This is a genomic window from Dactylosporangium sp. NPDC051087 (genome assembly GCF_055586325.1).
On record NZ_JBVJIJ010000004.1, the window covers coordinates 214,523 to 230,025 of the forward strand.

19 protein-coding genes are annotated in these 15,503 nt (G+C 71.8%); 8 read left to right on the forward strand and 11 right to left on the reverse strand.

The annotated features are described in order from the left end of the window. Nucleotides 1-18: 18 nt before the first annotated feature. From ACZ6TV_RS10010 to ACZ6TV_RS10030, 5 genes are read left to right on the forward strand one after another with little or no spacing between them, the layout of a single operon-like run. Nucleotides 19-1,227, forward strand: a complete 1,209-nt coding sequence (locus tag ACZ6TV_RS10010; protein ID WP_465296796.1) for an amino acid deaminase/aldolase — start codon at nt 19-21, stop codon at nt 1,225-1,227. After that, nucleotides 1,224-2,177, forward strand: coding sequence for an SAM-dependent methyltransferase (locus ACZ6TV_RS10015; protein WP_465296797.1), 954 nt, complete (start codon nt 1,224-1,226; stop codon nt 2,175-2,177). The genes ACZ6TV_RS10010 and ACZ6TV_RS10015 overlap by 4 nt, the downstream gene beginning before the upstream one ends. Nucleotides 2,178-2,197: 20 nt before the next feature. Further along, the gene (locus ACZ6TV_RS10020; RefSeq protein WP_033363510.1) at nt 2,198-2,455 is read left to right on the forward strand and encodes a DUF6364 family protein; all 258 of its coding nucleotides are present in this window, start codon (nt 2,198-2,200) and stop codon (nt 2,453-2,455) included. After that, nucleotides 2,442-2,732 carry a type II toxin-antitoxin system PemK/MazF family toxin gene (locus tag ACZ6TV_RS10025; RefSeq protein ID WP_354785371.1) on the forward strand — a complete coding sequence of 97 codons (291 nt, stop codon included), beginning with the start codon at nt 2,442-2,444 and terminating at the stop codon, nt 2,730-2,732. The genes ACZ6TV_RS10020 and ACZ6TV_RS10025 overlap by 14 nt, the downstream gene beginning before the upstream one ends. A gap of 10 nt (nt 2,733-2,742) precedes the next feature. Then, complete coding sequence (locus ACZ6TV_RS10030; protein ID WP_465296798.1) at nt 2,743-3,879, forward strand: NADH-quinone oxidoreductase subunit D; 1,137 nt, start codon at nt 2,743-2,745, stop codon at nt 3,877-3,879. A gap of 18 nt (nt 3,880-3,897) precedes the next feature. Here the strand turns inward: ACZ6TV_RS10030 and ACZ6TV_RS10035 are convergent, their stop codons facing one another. The 4 genes from ACZ6TV_RS10035 to ACZ6TV_RS10050 form a co-directional block, all read right to left on the reverse strand. Next, nucleotides 3,898-6,018 (reverse strand): hypothetical protein, encoded by a 2,121-nt coding sequence (locus tag ACZ6TV_RS10035; RefSeq protein ID WP_465296799.1) that lies wholly within the window; start codon nt 6,016-6,018, stop codon nt 3,898-3,900. A 92-nt stretch (nt 6,019-6,110) separates the two neighbouring features. After that, nucleotides 6,111-7,091, reverse strand: coding sequence for a glycine betaine ABC transporter substrate-binding protein (locus ACZ6TV_RS10040; RefSeq protein ID WP_465296800.1), 981 nt, complete (start codon nt 7,089-7,091; stop codon nt 6,111-6,113). Nucleotides 7,092-7,260: 169 nt separating this feature from the next. Beyond that, on the reverse strand, nt 7,261-7,950 hold the full coding sequence (locus tag ACZ6TV_RS10045; protein ID WP_465296801.1) for an ABC transporter permease: 690 nt from the start codon (nt 7,948-7,950) through the stop codon (nt 7,261-7,263). A gap of 85 nt (nt 7,951-8,035) precedes the next feature. Continuing rightward, nucleotides 8,036-8,719 (reverse strand): ABC transporter permease, encoded by a 684-nt coding sequence (locus ACZ6TV_RS10050; RefSeq protein ID WP_465296802.1) that lies wholly within the window; start codon nt 8,717-8,719, stop codon nt 8,036-8,038. 2 nt (nt 8,720-8,721) lie between these two features. Here ACZ6TV_RS10050 and ACZ6TV_RS10055 point away from each other — a divergent pair, with 2 nt between their 5' ends. Next, nucleotides 8,722-9,714, forward strand: a complete 993-nt coding sequence (locus tag ACZ6TV_RS10055) for an ABC transporter ATP-binding protein (RefSeq protein ID WP_465296803.1) — start codon at nt 8,722-8,724, stop codon at nt 9,712-9,714. A 60-nt stretch (nt 9,715-9,774) separates the two neighbouring features. Here the strand turns inward: ACZ6TV_RS10055 and ACZ6TV_RS10060 are convergent, their stop codons facing one another. The 7 genes from ACZ6TV_RS10060 to folP all read right to left on the reverse strand — a co-directional run bounded on the left by ACZ6TV_RS10060 (nt 9,775) and on the right by folP (nt 14,391). Next, nucleotides 9,775-10,248: a hypothetical protein gene (locus ACZ6TV_RS10060; protein WP_465296804.1), complete on the reverse strand. Its 474-nt coding sequence runs from the start codon at nt 10,246-10,248 to the stop codon at nt 9,775-9,777. Nucleotides 10,249-10,296: 48 nt separating this feature from the next. Continuing rightward, a complete protein-coding gene (locus tag ACZ6TV_RS10065) occupies nt 10,297-10,584 on the reverse strand; it encodes a hypothetical protein (RefSeq protein WP_465296805.1) in 288 nt (95 codons plus the stop codon). 28 nt (nt 10,585-10,612) lie between these two features. Then, nucleotides 10,613-11,998 carry an ABC transporter permease gene (locus ACZ6TV_RS10070; protein WP_465296806.1) on the reverse strand — a complete coding sequence of 462 codons (1,386 nt, stop codon included), beginning with the start codon at nt 11,996-11,998 and terminating at the stop codon, nt 10,613-10,615. A 109-nt stretch (nt 11,999-12,107) separates the two neighbouring features. Next, a complete protein-coding gene (locus tag ACZ6TV_RS10075) occupies nt 12,108-12,680 on the reverse strand; it encodes a DUF3180 domain-containing protein (RefSeq protein WP_465296807.1) in 573 nt (190 codons plus the stop codon). Between the two features lie 15 nt (nt 12,681-12,695). Next, nucleotides 12,696-13,217 carry a 2-amino-4-hydroxy-6-hydroxymethyldihydropteridine diphosphokinase gene (gene folK, locus ACZ6TV_RS10080; protein ID WP_465296808.1) on the reverse strand — a complete coding sequence of 174 codons (522 nt, stop codon included), beginning with the start codon at nt 13,215-13,217 and terminating at the stop codon, nt 12,696-12,698. Beyond that, the gene (gene folB, locus ACZ6TV_RS10085; protein ID WP_465296809.1) at nt 13,214-13,579 is read right to left on the reverse strand and encodes a dihydroneopterin aldolase; all 366 of its coding nucleotides are present in this window, start codon (nt 13,577-13,579) and stop codon (nt 13,214-13,216) included. The genes folK and folB overlap by 4 nt, the downstream gene beginning before the upstream one ends. A 14-nt stretch (nt 13,580-13,593) precedes the next feature. Then, entirely contained in the window at nt 13,594-14,391 is a 798-nt protein-coding gene (gene folP / locus ACZ6TV_RS10090; protein WP_465297009.1) for a dihydropteroate synthase, read from the reverse strand. A 341-nt stretch (nt 14,392-14,732) separates the two neighbouring features. On the opposite strand from folP, the gene ACZ6TV_RS10095 reads away from it, so the two are divergent. Then, complete coding sequence (locus ACZ6TV_RS10095; RefSeq protein WP_465297010.1) at nt 14,733-15,047, forward strand: hypothetical protein; 315 nt, start codon at nt 14,733-14,735, stop codon at nt 15,045-15,047. Between the two features lie 46 nt (nt 15,048-15,093). Then, a complete protein-coding gene (locus tag ACZ6TV_RS10100; protein ID WP_354785344.1) occupies nt 15,094-15,468 on the forward strand; it encodes a hypothetical protein in 375 nt (124 codons plus the stop codon). Nucleotides 15,469-15,503 lie beyond the last annotated feature (35 nt).

Sequence of the window (15,503 nt, forward strand, 5' to 3'; positions counted from 1 at the left end):
GACTCGGTACGGTGAGTCGTGTCCAGCTCACGTGCCGCCCAACGGGTCCGCTACGACCGGGCCACCGCCGATCTCGACCCGCCGTTCGCGATCGTCGACCTCGACGCCTTCGACGCCAACAGCGCCGCGATGCTCGGCCGCGCCGCCGGCAAGCCGCTGCGGATGCCCAGCAAGTCGGTGCGGGTCCGCGCGCTGATCGACCGGGCCCTGGCTCAGCCGGGCTGGCACGGCGTCATGGCGTTCACGCTTCCGGAGGCGATCTGGCTCGCGGAGCAGGGCACGTCCGGCGACGTCCTGGTGGCCTACCCGACCGCCGACCGCGCCGCGCTGCACCGCCTCGCCACCGACGAGAAGCTGGCCGCGACCGTCACCGTCATGGTCGACAGCACCGCCCAGCTCGACCTGATCGACTCGGTCGTGCCCGCCGGCGAGCGGGCCGGCGCCGTGCGGGTGTGCATCGACCTGGACGCCTCCTGGCGACCCGCCCGCGGCGTGCACATCGGGGTCCGCCGTTCGCCCGTGCACAGCGCCCGGCAGGCCGGCGACCTCGCCGCCGCCATCGCCGGCCGGGCCGGGTTCCGCCTGGTGGGGCTCATGTCCTACGAGGCGCAGATCGCCGGGCTGGGCGACGCCCCGCCCGGGCGCCCGGTGCGCGGGGCGCTCATCCGCATGATCCAGTCCCGCTCGTTCCCGGAGCTGCTCGCGCGCCGGGCGGCGGTCGTGGCCGAGGTGCGCCGCCACGCCGAGCTCGAGTTCGTCAACGGTGGCGGCACGGGCAGCGTCCAGGCCACCGCGCAGGACCCCGCGGTCACCGAGGTCGCCGCCGGCTCCGGTCTCTTCGGGCCGTGGCTCTTCGACTCGTACCGGCGCTGGCGACCGCAACCGGCGGCGTTCTTCGCCATGTCGGTCGTGCGCCGCCCGGACCCGCGGGTCGCGACCGTCCTCGGCGGCGGCTGGATCGCCTCCGGGGAGACCTCGCCGACCCGCCAGCCGCTGCCGTGGCTGCCGGAGGGCCTGAAGCTGATCGGCACCGAGGGCGCCGGCGAGGTGCAGACGCCGCTGGTCGGCCCGGGCGCGGCCGGCCTGCGCCTCGGCGAGCGCGTCTACTTCCGCCACGCCAAGGCCGGCGAGCTGTGCGAGCACGTCAACGAGGTGCACCTGGTGTCCGGCGACACGATCGTGGACGTGGTGCCGACCTACCGGGGAGAAGGCAAAGTGTTCCTGTGAGCGTGCGGTGGCGGGCGGCGATGGAGCGGGCGCTCTACGGTGACGACGGCTTCTTCCGCCGCCCCGGCGGCGGTCCCGCCGCGCACTTCCGGACCAGCGCGCACGCGTCGCCGCTGTTCGCCGGGGCGATCGCCGCGCTGCTGGAGCGTGTCGACGAGGCGCTGGACTCGCCCGGGCGGCTCGATCTCGTCGATGTCGGCGCCGGCCGCGGCGAGCTGCTGCGCGGCGTCCTCGCCGCCCTGCCGCCCGCCGTGGCCGCCCGGGTCGCCGCCGTCGGGGTCGAGGTCGCACCCCGCCCGGACGACCTGCCCGGCACGATCGGGTGGACCCCGGCGATCCCCTCCGGCATCAACGGGCTGCTGGTGGCCACCGAGTGGCTCGACAACATCCCGGTCGACATCGTCGAGCTCGATTCGTCGCTGCGGCCGCGGTACGTCCTGAGCTCCCCCGACGGCACGCTCACGCTGGACGGGTCGCCGCTGGATCAGCGCGACGCCGAATGGCTGGCCGACTGGTGGCCCGTCGACGGACTCCCCGAAGGGGCCCGTGCCGAGCTGGGCGCCCCGCGGGACGAGGCCTGGGCCGCGGCGGTCGGCAGCGTGGCGCGCGGGCTGGCGCTCGCCGTCGACTACGGGCACTTCGCCGGCGCGCGGCCGCTCTTCGGCACGCTGACCGGGTTCCAGGACGGCAAGGAGACCCCGCCGCTGCCGGACGGGTCCTGTGATCTGACGATCGCCGTGGCGTTGGACTCGCTGGGCGTACACCACCTGGTGATGACGCAGCGGGAGGCCTTGCGGCTGCTCGGGGTCGACGGCAGGCGGCCGCCGCTGGCGCTGGCCTCGAGCGACCCGGCCGGCTATGTGCGCGCGCTGTCGCGGGCCGGTGCCGCCGCCGAGCTCACGGACGCTTCGGGGCTCGGTGGCCATTTCTGGGTCATGCGCTGGGTGTGACGATGAGTCATACTGTTCGTATGACGGCCAAAGTGACGTTGTCGTTCTCCGACCAGACCATCGCTGACGCCCGGCACTGGGCCGAGCGCGACGGCGTGTCGCTCAGCGCGTGGATCGACCGCGCCGCGCAGGAACGCGCCCTGCGCGAGATCTTCACCGCGCACGCCGAGGCGGTGCGCCGCGCCAAGCCCGACCTGGAGCGCGCCGCGCTCGCCGACGAGGAGGAGATCGCCCTGGTCGACGCGGAGCTGTTCAGCGGGCGCCGTGCGGCGCGGTGAGGTCTGGCTGATCAAGGGCGCCCGCGAGCGCCTCGGCCTCATCATCAGCTCCGACGTCTTCAACAGCACCGACGTGCCGGTCGTGATCGTCGCCGAGGTCACCGACTCCGAGGAGCTGCGCGACTCGCCGCTCGCCGTCGAGCTCGACGACCTGGTCGTCATGCCCGACCGGCTCTCCTCGCCGCTGAAGCGCTGGTTCTTCGAGCGGGTCGCCGTCGCGGACACCGCCACGATGCACAACGTCTCGCGCGCGCTGCGGATCCTGCAGGACCTCTAGGCTGTCCCTCATGACCTCCGAGTTGACGGTCGGCACCGGTGCTGGGCTCGACACCGCCGACATGGTGCTCAACATCGGCCCGCAGCACCCGTCCACCCACGGTGTGCTGCGGCTGAAGCTCGTCCTCGACGGCGAGCGGGTCCTGAGCGCCGAGCCGATCATCGGCTACATGCACCGCGGTGCGGAGAAGCTCTTCGAGGTCCGCGACTACCGGCAGATCATCATGCTGGCCAACCGGCACGACTGGCTCTCCGCGTTCTGCAACGAGCTCGGCGTGGCCCTCGCCGTCGAGCGCCTCATGGGCATCGAGGTCCCCGAGCGCGCGACCTGGCTGCGCACCGCCCTGGCCGAGCTCAACCGGGTCCTCAACCACCTGATGTTCCTCGGCTCCTACCCCCTGGAGATCGGCGCGATCACGCCCGTCTTCTACGCCTTCCGCGAGCGCGAGACGATCCAGGCGGTGCTCGAGGAGGCGTCCGGTGGGCGGATGCATTACATGTACAACCGCGTCGGCGGCCTGAAAGAGGAGGTCCCGGCCGGCTGGACCACCCGCGCCCGCGCCGCGATCGACCAGGTCCGCCGCCGCATGCCCGACCTGGACAACCTGATCCGCCGCAACGAGATCTTCCTCGCCCGCACCGTCGGCGTCGGCGTCCTCTCGGCGGCCGACGCTGCCGCGTTCGGCGCGTCCGGCCCGGTCGCCCGCGCCTCCGGCCTGGACTTCGACCTGCGCCGCGACGAGCCCTACCTGGCTTACGGCGCGCTTTCCGTGCCGGTCGTCACCCGCACCACCGGCGACTGCCACGCCCGCTTCGAGGTGCTGCTGGACCAGGTGTATGCCTCACTGGACATCGCGCAGACCTGCCTCGACGAGGTCGACAAGCTGACCGGCCCGGTCAACGTCCGGCTGCCGAAGGTGGTGAAGGCGCCGGAGGGCCACACGTATGCCTGGACGGAGAACCCGCTCGGCATCAACGGCTACTACCTGGTGTCCCGCGGCGAGAAGACCCCGTGGCGCCTGAAGCTGCGCACCGCGTCGTATTCCAACGTCCAGGCCCTGTCGAAGCTGCTCCCGGGCACCCTGGTCCCCGACCTGATCGCCATCCTCGGCTCGATGTTCTTCGTCGTGGGCGACGTCGACAAGTAGCCGGCGGCCGCACGGCGGTCAGCGCCAGCGGTCGTCGTTGCCCTCGAAGTCGACGATCTGGCGGGGCGCCGGGCGGGAGCGGGCGTCCTCGCGGGAGCCGTTCCAGCCGTAGTCCTCGTCGTCGTCGTGGCGGGCCCGGCGGGAGACGCGCTCCTCCTCGCGGGGCGGGGTGGTGTCCGGGTCCTGCCAGCGGGAGGCGGGGGCGGCGGGCAGCGCGGCCTGGCCGGCACCGAGGGCGGGCTGGCGGCGGACCTCGGACCAGCGGGTGGTGCCGGTGTCGTCGCGGCGGGCTTCCTCGTAGCTGCTCTCGGACCAGTGCTCGCCGGTCCCGTGCTGGCGTTCGCGCTCGCGGCGGGCCTCCGACCTGCGGGGGCTCTCGCGGCGGGGCTCGTCCTCGGGCACGTACTCCTCGTGCCGCACGGACGCGAACCGGTCCTCGATCCGCACGTGGGTGCCGGTCTCGTCGGCGTGGACGGCGGCTCGGCGCTCGCCCATGCGCAGCTCGCGGCCGCCGCGCTCGTCGCTGTGCATCGAGGCCCACCGGTCGGTGGTGCGCACGCCGGTCACGCTGCCCGCGTCGTCGTCCGGGTCGTAGGCGCGGCGGCGGCCACCGGAGCGCTCGACCTCCTGCGACCCCTCGCCCCGGGCCATCCGCTCGCGCAGCAACTGCTCGGTCCAGGACGGTTCGTCGCGGGATGCCTCGGTACGTTCGATCCACTCCGACCGCTCGCTGCGCTCGGTCCATTCGGAGCGTTCGGAGCGTTCGGTGCGCTCTGACCGGCTGATGCGTTCGGCGCCCCAACCCCGGTCAGCGCGGTCGGACTGCTCCCCGCGGTCGGTGTGCTCACCACGTCCGCCGCGGTCGGCGTGGTCCCCCCGGCTTCGTTCGCCCCGGTCGGCCTTGTCTTCCCAGTCGCCGCGCCCCCGGTCGCCGCGGTCCCTGTCGCCTCTGTCGGCCCTGTCCGCTCTGTCGGAGGCGTCGCGGTCGCTCCACTCCCCGCGCCTGCCCCGACCCGCCTCGGCGCCGCCGTCCCAGTCGCCGCGCCCGCGGTCGGCGCGGCCGGTGTCGCCCGCCCAGTCGCCGCGCCCGCGGTCCGCCCGGCCGCCGTCCCCGTCGCTCCACTCGCCGCGACCTGACCGCCCGGTGTCGCCGTCGGCCCACTCGCCGCGACCTGAACGCCCGCCGTCGCCGTCGCTCCACTCGCCCCGGCCCGACCGCCCGGTGTCGCCGTCGCTCCAGTCGCCGCGCCCCGGGCGTGCGGTGTCGCCGTCTGCCCACTCGCCGCGGACCGTCCGCCCGGTCGCCTCGCCCCGGTCCGACCAGTCACGGCCTTCGCCACGGTGGTCGCCGCGGGCGTCACCGCGGCCTTCGGACCGCCCGCGGTCGTGCGCGCCCGCCCGCCCACCGCGCTCGGCCGGCTCGGCGTCGTCGCCCCAGCCCTGCCGGCGGGGCTCGCTCCAGTGGCCGCTGCCGTCGACGACACGGCCGGTCTCGTGCCAGTCGGCGTCGCGGTCGGAGACGCGCTCCGACACGCGCTCCCCGACGGGCCGGCGCTGCTGCGGGATCTCGGGCCGGGCGCCGTAGACGGTGCCGTCGCGCCGCTGGTCGGTCGGGTCGACGACCATCGTCTTGGTGGTGACCTGCACGGTCTCGGTGTGCCGCAGGACGCCCTGCGGCACGGACGCGGAGCCGACGGGCTGCGGTCCGGCCTGCTGCGCGGCGGCGGCCTGCTGCGCGGCCCGGGTCGCGCGCTCCAGCTGGCCGCGCATCATGTCGACCTGGTTGCGCAGGGCGTCGACGGTCTCGTGCAGGACACCGATGCGCTCGACGAGCTGACCGTGCGTGGCGCGGGCCGCGTGGGTGATGTCGCCGCGGATCTCGTCGCGGAGCGTGTCGAGCTCCTCGAACATCGTCTCCTCGACCTCGCTGCGCACGTTGTCGTTGTCGCCGCGCAGCGCGATGGACAGGCCGATGAGCACGACGACGCCGACGGCGAGGACCGCGGCGAGCTGCAGGACGAACCCTCCGCCGAACAGCAGCAGCAGCGCGGCCAGCGGAGCAAGGCCGACACCAGCCCAGAAGAGGATCTGGAGCACCTTCGCGCTCGGCCGTCCTCCGGTGGTTTCCGCGGCTGGCATGAGCAGAGACCTTACCTACTCTTCAGAGCTAGCGAAATGCCCGCCCTGGAAGGCCAGGACGGGCATTTCGCCGCTACCGTGCGTATCGGAACCTAGCCGAGCGAGCCGTCCGAGGAGAAGACGAGCGCGATCGTGGCCGTGCCCTTCTTCAGCGCGTCCAGGCTCTGCGGGCCACCCGCGTCGAGGCTGACGAACTTGCCGAACTGGATGCTGTAGGTCTTCTCCAGGCCGGGCTGGCAGAACGGCCGCTGCGGGCACTCGGCCGGGCCACCGAGGACGGTGTCCTTGCCGGAGCACTTCGCGGCGAAGTCGCTGAGCGTCTTCACGCTGTTCTTGTCGGCGAACGCGGTGGTGACCGCGAACGCGTTCTGGTCGGCCGCCTTCGACGCCTTGCCGAAGGTCAGGCCGGCCTTGCCGCCGATGTCCTTGAGGGCGGTGACGGTCTTGTCGACGTCACCGGAGGCCAGCGTCGTGGCGTCCTTGCCGTTGACCTGGCCGTTGATGAACTCGGTCAGGGTGCCGGCGTACTCCGGGACGACCTGCAGGTCGCCCTTGGTGAGCTGGCCGTAGTAGACCTCGCGCTTGCCGATGGTCTGGACCGACGCGTCGTAACCCGCGGCGTCGAGGACGATCTCGTAGAGCGCGCCGAGCGTGGCGTTCTCCGCGAAGTCGGCGGCGCCGATCTTGATCGCCCCGCCCTTGCCCTTCTCGATGCCGGCGGTGAGGTTCTCCGCCTTGGCGAAGTCCTCCGCCGCGACCTTCGAGGTCTTACGGTCGACGACGACCGCCTTGTTGAGCTGGATCAGCTTCTCCGTGGTGAGCGCGTCGGAGACCTTGTCCAGTGCCGCGACGAGGGCCGGGTCGGCGGCCTTCGTGTTGATCGCGGCGATGATGTTGTCCGCCGTCTGCAGCTGCTTGTCGTCGGTGAGGACGACGAGTTTGTCCCCGGCGACCGGGGCACAGCCGGCCCCGCTCACACTCGCCGGCGCCTTGGTGCCCGAGGAGCCCTCATCACCGCAGGCCGCGAGGCCTACGGTGGCGAGGCCCAGAACGACCCCGAGCGTGGCGCGCATGGCAGTTCGCAAAATGGCCCGCCTTCCGTGTCCCGGCGCGATCACTGTGACCGGCCGCGTGTCCGACGGACGGCGCTCTCGGCTTGAAGGCCCGCCCGCTAATTGAATAGGCAACTCCGCCTATGGGAAATCGGCAACCGCAACCAGGCACGGTTTCGTAACGACCTGTCTATGCCCGGCCCGCGGCCTGCCGTAACACCTTCGGTGTGACCTTGCGCTCCACCAGCGCCATCAGCCCGTCGATCAGCAGCGCGAGCAGGGCGACCAGGACCGCGCCGGCGAGGATCTGGGCGTCGCCGCGGCCCGGTCCGAGCCCGAACCCGGCGGAGATGATGTTGCCGAGGCCGCCGCCGTTGACGAGGGTGGCGAGAGTGGCCGTGGCGACGACCTGGGTGGTCGCGATGCGCAGGCCCGTCGCGAGGTAGGGCACGGCGAGCGGCAGCTCGACCCGCAACAGCATCTCCCCAGACCGCAGGCCCATGCCCCGGCCCGCGTCGCGGACCTCCTCGTCGATCGAGCGCATGCCGGTGTACGCGTTGGCCAGCAGCGGCGGCAGCGAGAACACGGTCAGCGCGACGACCACGGCCGGCTTGCCGATGCCGAGCGGGCTCAGCGACAGGATCGTCAGCAGCGCGATGACCGGCATCGCCTGCGTGATGTTGGACAGGGTGACGACGACACCGGAGCCGGAGCCGCGACGGCCGAGCCAGATGCCGATCGGCCACGCGACGACACAGCCGAAGAGCACCGCCAGGAACGAGATCTCGAGGTGCTCCCGCAGCCGGGCGAGCACCCCGTCGGGATTCGTCCAGTTCAGCGGATCGTTGAACCACAGGAACATATCGCTGATGGCGTTCATTCCGTCGCCTCCGCTTCGCTCCGGCGCCGGCCTGAACCAACACTGCGCCCATGATTCGCGGCCGTTCCGCTGCGCTCCAGGCCGCTCATGCCCTGGCCCTCCTCGTCCACGGCGTGAGCGCCCGGGTCAGCGCGACCAGCAGCAGGTCCAGCACCAGGGCGAGCAGGACGCAGACGAGCGCCGCGGTGGCGATCTGCGCCTTGTAGAAGTTGTTGCGGAAGCCGCTGAGGATCAGCGCGCCGAGGCCGCCCTGGGAGCCGACGGCCGCGCCGACAGTGACCAACGCCACTGTCGAGACCGTCGCCAGCCGCAGCCCGGTGAGGATCGAGGGCAGGGCGAGCGGCAGCTCGACGCGCCACAGGCGGGCGGCCCGGCTGTAGCCCATCGCGGTGGCGGCTTCCCGCACGTCGCCGGGCACCTGCTGCAGGCCGGTGAGGGAGTTGCGGATGATGACGATCAGCGCGTACATCACCAGAGCCACGACGACCGGGGTCCGGCCGGTGCCCAGGAAGGGCGCCAGGAAGGCCAGCAGCGCGAGCGACGGAATCGTGTAAAGCACGCTGGCTGATGTCAGAATCGGCGTGGCGAGCGGGCGCACCCAGTACGCCAGCACCGCCAGCGGCACCGCGATGGCCACCGCGATCGCGACCGACCAGACGGTGATGGCCACATGATCCACCAGCGCGTCCCGGATCGTGTCGGTGTTATCCCGGATATAGCTCCAGGAAAACCAGGGATTGCCCGCCTCACCGCGAGCCAGGAAGGACATGTGTGGACCGTACCGCGAAGGCCGACGGCGCGCCGATCACCCTCGATCGGCTGGGCAAGACGTACCCGAACAACACCACGGCGGTCGAGGAGCTAAGCCTGGACGTCGCGGGTGGCGACGTGACCGTGCTCATCGGCCCTTCCGGCTGCGGCAAGTCGACCGTGCTGCGCATGGTCAACCGGCTCATCGAGCCCACCCGAGGCCGGGTGCTGATCGACGGGGAGGACGTGACGAGCGTCGATCCGGTGCGGCTGCGGCGGACCATCGGCTATGTCATCCAGAATGTGGGACTGTTCCCGCATCAAACGGTCCGCGCCAATGTCGGCACCGTCCCGCGGATGCTCGGCTGGGCGGGTTCGCGCGTCGCGGAGCGCACCGACGAGCTGCTGGACCTGGTGGGCCTCGAGCCCGGCAAGTACGCGGACCGCTACCCGCACGAGCTGTCGGGCGGCCAGCGGCAACGGGTCGGGTTCGCCCGCGCGCTCGCCGCGGACCCGGTGCTGCTGCTGATGGACGAGCCGTTCTCCGCCGTCGACCCGATCAACCGGGGGCGGCTGCAGGACGAGTTCCTGCGGCTGCGGGAGAGCGTGCGCAAGACGACGATCGTGGTCACCCACGACCTCCAGGAGGCGATCAAGCTCGGCGACAAGATCGCGGTGCTGTCCGACCGCGGCCACCTGGAGCAGTACGCGACGCCCGCCGAGCTCCTGGCCAACCCCGCGAACGCGTTCGTCGAGCAGTTCATCGGCGAAGATCGCGGTCTGATGCGCCTGTCGGTGACGCCGATCCCCCGCGACCGGCTCCACCCGCTGGACGGCGCGCCCGGCGACCTGCCCAGGGTGTCCGCGGACGCGACGCTCCGGGTCGCCTTCGGCGCGATGCTGGCGGCGGGGGCGGGCTCGGTGGTGGTCCAGGACGCCGATCAGCCGCTCGGTCTTCTGTCGGCCGCTGATGTACAGGTGGCGCTCGCCGACGTGGACACCGTCAAGCGCTGACACAGCGAGACCGGCGACGGGGTGGCCGTCGCCGGTCTCCAAGGTGCGCCCGTTGCTTTGCTACGTGCGCCGGCCCGCCATGGATGCGATGCCGACGATCCAGCCGACGATGAGGCCGTAGCCGGCGCCACCGGCGGCGTTGACGACCGCGGTCCCGAACGAGGCGTTCGCCAGCAGGAACGCGGTGATGAGGGCCGCGAGGGCGGCCGCGAAGATGAAGGCGGCCCAACCGGTCAGGATCGCCGAGATGGTGCCGCGCGCGCTGGCGAGCTGCGCGCCGACGAGCAGTGAGACGAACACGGCGGTGAAGACCACCAGCAGGATCGCCTTCAGGTCAGCGGCCAGCAGCTCACGGAACGACTGGTCGCTGTCGATGTTCCATTGGGGCCACGCGAGGGTCTCCAGGAAGATCCCGCGGTCGCCCTCGTTGACCCAGTCGACGTACCAGGGGCTGCCGAAGATCAGCACCAGGAGGAACGCCACCAGGGCCGCCGCGCCTGACGCGGAGCGGTAGCGCGAACGAGTAACTGCCATGCCCCGGATTAGTCCCGGGAAACACAATTTATAAACGAATACCGATAGTTACTTGGCCGGCGACATGATGTAGTCGATGAACGCGGCGCGGACCAGCGGCTCGGACTCGCCATAGGTGTGGTCGGTGACCTCGCGCCAGAGCGCCACGACGTCGTCGACGGTGGCGTCCAGCGAGCCGAGCCAGCCGTCCTGCGTCTCGTCGTTGCTGGCCGTGACGTGCTTGAAGAGGTCCCAGAAGAACTTCACGTCGCGACGCTGCCGGGCGAGGTTGAAGGCGCGTTCGCGCAGCTCCTCAGTGGGCAGCGCGTCGAGCTCGGCAAGGGTGGCGTCGGTCATGCCAACAGCTTAGCGATGCGCACCGCGGTCAGCGGTTGCTGCCCCATCGCTCCTCGACACCCCAGTCCTCGTCGGTCGTGCGGGCCGGCAGCTGGCTCGTCCAGCCCCCGGTGCGCGACGCCGACCAGGAATTGTCGGGCTCGGCCTGGCTCGCGCCGGTGCCGTACCCGGCGGCGCTGGGGGTCCAGACCTCCTCCTCTTCGACCTCGGCGTCGGCGAAGGTCCGCGGCCGGCCGAAGGTCTCGATCAGGCGGGTCACGATGAGACCGACCGCGATCGCGCCGCCGCCGACGGCCAGGGGCGCGATGTTCCACTTCTCCGCGGCGGAGTAGTGGAAGAGCAGCGTGATCGCGGCGACGGCGAGGACCGTGCCGAGCACGCCGCCGCGCCGGCCGTAGGCGGAGGTGCCGCCGACCAGGGCCGCGCCCAGGGCGAGGGCGGTGGTGGCGAGGCCGGCCGCGGCCATGCCGTTCTCGGTGGTGGTGACCTGGCGGACGTCGAGGGCGGTGAGGATGCCGGCGGCCGAGGCGAGCAGGGCGGAGCCGGCGATCGCGAGGCCGGTGATGGTGGCCGCGCCGCCACCTCGGCGGCGGGCCGGGTCGGCGACCGGGCGGAAGCGGCCGACCGCGCGGCGGACCGGCCGGATCAGCCCGACGGCGCTGCCGACGACCGCGACGAGGACCACCCCGAGCAGCCAGAACAGCGCCTTGTCGTGCGGGTCGTAGGCGCCGGCGACGACCTGCTCCGCGTTCTGGTCGGCGATCCACGCCATGAGCGCGAGCGCGACGCCGAGGCTGGCCGCCCAGCCGGGCACGTGGAAGCCGACGACCAGCACCGCGATGACCACGCCGACGCCGAGCGCGACGAGGGCGGTGATGCAGGCGGTCATCGCCAGGCCGCGGTGGGAGTTGTCGGCGAAGAACAGCGAGGAGGCGTAGGCGATCGGGCCCACGGCCAGGTTGACGGCGCCGGCCCGCAGGGTGAGCCCCATGGCGACCGCGACGAGTCCCAGCTCCGCGCCGGCGAGCATCAGCGACTCGAGCTCGGCACCGCGCAGGGCCTCCGGCCGGGCGTCGCGCAGCAGGTACAGCAGCGCGGCGGCGGCGAGCAGGAGCACCATCTCCCACAGCGCGTGCACCGCCAGCCGGTCGCGGCCGGGCTCGCCGTGCTCCGGGTCGTCGAAGACGTCACCGAGCTGGGCAGCGCTGGGCGTGGCCCGCCGGGCGGCGAGGCCCAGCGTGCTCTCGGTCGGCGGCACGCTGTAGTCCGTGCCCGCCGAGTAGGCACCCGGCGTGTAGACGGACTGGTTCGCGGCCCCGAGCGTGGGCGCGTCCTCGGGCACGCCGCCCGAGCGGAAGTCGGGCTCCTCCCGGAACCCGGGCTCACCGCGGAACCGCGAGTCGTCGTACGCCATCGCGCGCGCCTCCTGCCAGCCGACGACCGGTACGGGTCGCACAGTAACCGCGGATTGTGACCTGCGACAGTCTTTGGGCGAGGAAGACGACAGTGTTTGTGTCCGAAGGCTATCGATCGAGGCTTTCGTCCTGGCTGCGATCGCCCTCGTGGCGACCTTCCACGCGGCCCTGCCTGGGAAGATCCTTGTCTCGAGGGCTGGGCGGCACCCGGCAGGCGCGCTCCAGCCAGAGCGCGGCCGCAAGCAGGACGATCGATGCCGCGACGCCGAGCAGGGCCTGCGGCAGGTTCTCCGACACCTTGGCCAGCACCCCGCGCTGGGTCAGCAGCCACGAGGACATGCCCAGGTAGAGGCCGCCGAACAGGGCCGCGACGAGCGCGGACGCCTTACCGAGGACCGCATACCGCGCGACCACCAGCGGCACCAGCGGGCCGGCGCCCTCCTTGCGGAGGATCCGGTTACGGGTCGAATACGCCTCGAAGCCCTCGAAGATCGCCAGGCCGATGAGGGTCAACGGCGGCAGCCACGGCAGCGTGGGCATGCTGTTCCACAGGCTGCTGATGCCGATCCAGGACAGCGCGGTGGTCGCCAGCGCTGCGATGACGAGGGTGGCTGGGCTCGTCGGCTCCATCCGGCCCTTGGGCCCGGTCGCGTTCGGTTCGTCGGGTGACGGCGTTGCCATCGGCTCGGCTCCAGATCACGAATCGAGGTGGATGTCTTCCCGCGGGCGCAGGTCGGCGAGGTCGGCGGCGACCGGGGCGGACCGGACCAGCTCATAGAGCCATCCGTGGCCCGGCAGCTGCCCGTAGGGCTGGATGTCGAGCCACGGCCGGAGGACGAACGCCCGGAGATGTGCCCGCGGGTGGGGCAGGGTCAGCTCCGGATCGTCGGTCGTGACCGGCCGGTCGGCGTCGTCCCAGACGGCGATGACGTCTACGTCAAGCGTACGCGGGCCGAAACGACGCTCCGGATCGCGCACACGACCGGCGGCCTCCTCCAGCCGGTGGGCCCGGTCCAGCCAGTCGCGGGCGGTCGCGGCCGGGTCGACGGCGAGCAGGACCGCGTTGAGGTAGTGCGGCTGGTCGGCATCGCCCCACGGGGGTGTCTCGTAGACCCCGGAGACGGCCATCACCACGTCGCCGAGACCGTCGACGGCGGCGCGCAGGTTGGCCTCGCGGTCGCCGAGGTTGCTGCCCAGCGACAGCACCGCTCTGGTCACGCCCGCTCCCGGCGGATGGTCACGGCGACGTCGGCGAACTCGTGGGGGATCGGCGCCTGCGGCTTGTGGACGGTCACGGTCGCCGCTCGTACCCGGGCATCCAGCAGACATGCGTCCGCGAGGCGCTGCGCGAGGGTCTCGATCAGGTTGACGGGCTCGCCCGCGACGATCTCGGCGAGGCGGCCGGCCAGCTCGCCGTAGTGGACGGTGTCGGTGACGTCGTCGGACCGCGCGGCCGGGGCGAGGTCGAGCTCCAGGACCACGTCGATCACGAAGTCCTGGCCGTCGGCGCGCTCGAAGTCGAACACGCCGTGGTTGCCGCGCACCCGCAGCCCGGTCAGGGTGATGCGGTCGGCCGTCATGTCATCACCTTTGTTCATCGTGCCGCCTGTACTGCCTGCCACACCTTGATCGCGTCCACGTTGCCACGGACCTCGTGCACCCGCACACCCCAGGCCCCCGCGGCGACGGACAGCACGGTGGTGGCGATCGTCGCCGCCTCCCGGTCCTCGGTCGCCCGTGGCGTGCCGTCCGCGTCGTGCAGGAGCCGGCCGAGGTGCGACTTGCGGCTCGAGCCGACGAGGACGGGATGGCCGAGGGCGACGAACTCCGGCAGGTGCGCGGCGAGCCGCCAGGTGTGCTCGGCGTGCTTCGCGAAGCCCAGGCCGGGGTCGAGGATCAGCCGTTCGGGTGCGACGCCGGCGGCGACGGCCTCGTCGACCCGCTCCAGGAGTTCGGCGCGCACCTCTTTGACGACATCGTCGTAAACCGCCAGATCGGCCATTTTGCGCGAATGCCCCCGCCAGTGCATGAGCACCCAAGGGCAGCCCGCGTCGGCGACCACCCGGGCCATGTCGGGGTCGGCGAGCCCGCCGGACACGTCGTTGACCAGGGCGACCCCGGCGGCGACGGCCTCGGCGGCGACCGCCGCGCGGGTGGTGTCGATGCTCATCGTGACCCCCGCCGCGGCGAGCTCACGGATGACCGGCAGGACCCGGTCCAGCTCGGTGCGCGCGTCGACCCGGTCGGCGCCCGGCCTGGTGCTCTCGCCGCCGATGTCGATGACGTCGGCGCCCTCGTCGACCATCCGCATGGCATGGTCGACCGCGGCGTCCAGGCCGGCGTAGCGGCCGCCGTCGGAGAAGCTGTCGGGGGTCACGTTGAGCACCCCCATGACCACGGGGGCAGGACGGCGAAGGAGCGTCACTTGAATGAAGGTACTCACCTTCGGTGTGTCACCTGTCCCCCACCAGGGGTAACCGCTCAGGCGCCTCATCCGCAACACTGATCACGGACCGGTCAGCTTGTTGGAAAGAGGGCTGCAACGTACTCTCTGCAAGTGAACGTTATTCGGACCGTTAAACCCGACAATGGGCATTTAGCAGGGCAAACGCCCGGATAAGGTTCCGCTGGAGGGCGACACAGCAGCCGGGGTTGTATGACCGGGTCGTCTTATCAGCGAGGCTTAACGCGCGGCGTGCACCTCGCCCGTCGCGCCTCCGGGGAGGTCTGATGATGTTGTTGGAGATCGGCCAGGCGTTGTGGGGGGAGACCGCCCGCGTGGCGGACGCGATAGCCCTGGCGCCGACGCCGTCCCCGGCGCCGAAGACGATCAACACCGACGGCATTCTGAACTTCTTCATCGAGAAGATCGTGCCGATCCTGCTGGCCGTGCTCGGTGTCATCTTCATCGGCCGCGCCAGCAAGGGCGAGGTCTCGCGGGTGCTGACCAGCTCCGCCATCGCGATCATCGGGCTGGCCTTCGTCGCCGGCGCCGCGTCGCTCTTCTTCTTCGGCGACTCGCTCGTCCGACTGCTCTTCGGAAACTAGAGCTGCCTAGCCTTCCTGGCCTCACTGCTGAGACGAGTGAACGAGAATGCGGCTGCGCACCGACGACGACATCTACCGGGCCCGCCTGGTCTACCTCGGGCCGCCCGGCTACACCCTGCCCATCCAGCTGCCGTATGCGCAGTACGGGGTGTTCGCGCTCCTGGTGCCCCTGTTCATGTTCATCCGCTACATGATCACGCTGCAGGTCGACTTCTTCCCCGCCTACGAGATCGCCCTCGCGATCGTGGCGACGTCGCTGATCTTCCGCTACGTCGACCCCGACCGTCCCGCCCGGATGGTGGTCCGCACAGCCCTGACCGACTGGCGCCACACCCGGGAGCCGAGCCGCGAGCAGCGTGACGCGCGGCTCGTGGCCACCAGGGTGCGTATCCGCCCGGAACTCACCGGTGATCTCGCATGACCAACCCGCCTCCCCGTCGTACTGGGGGCTATTCC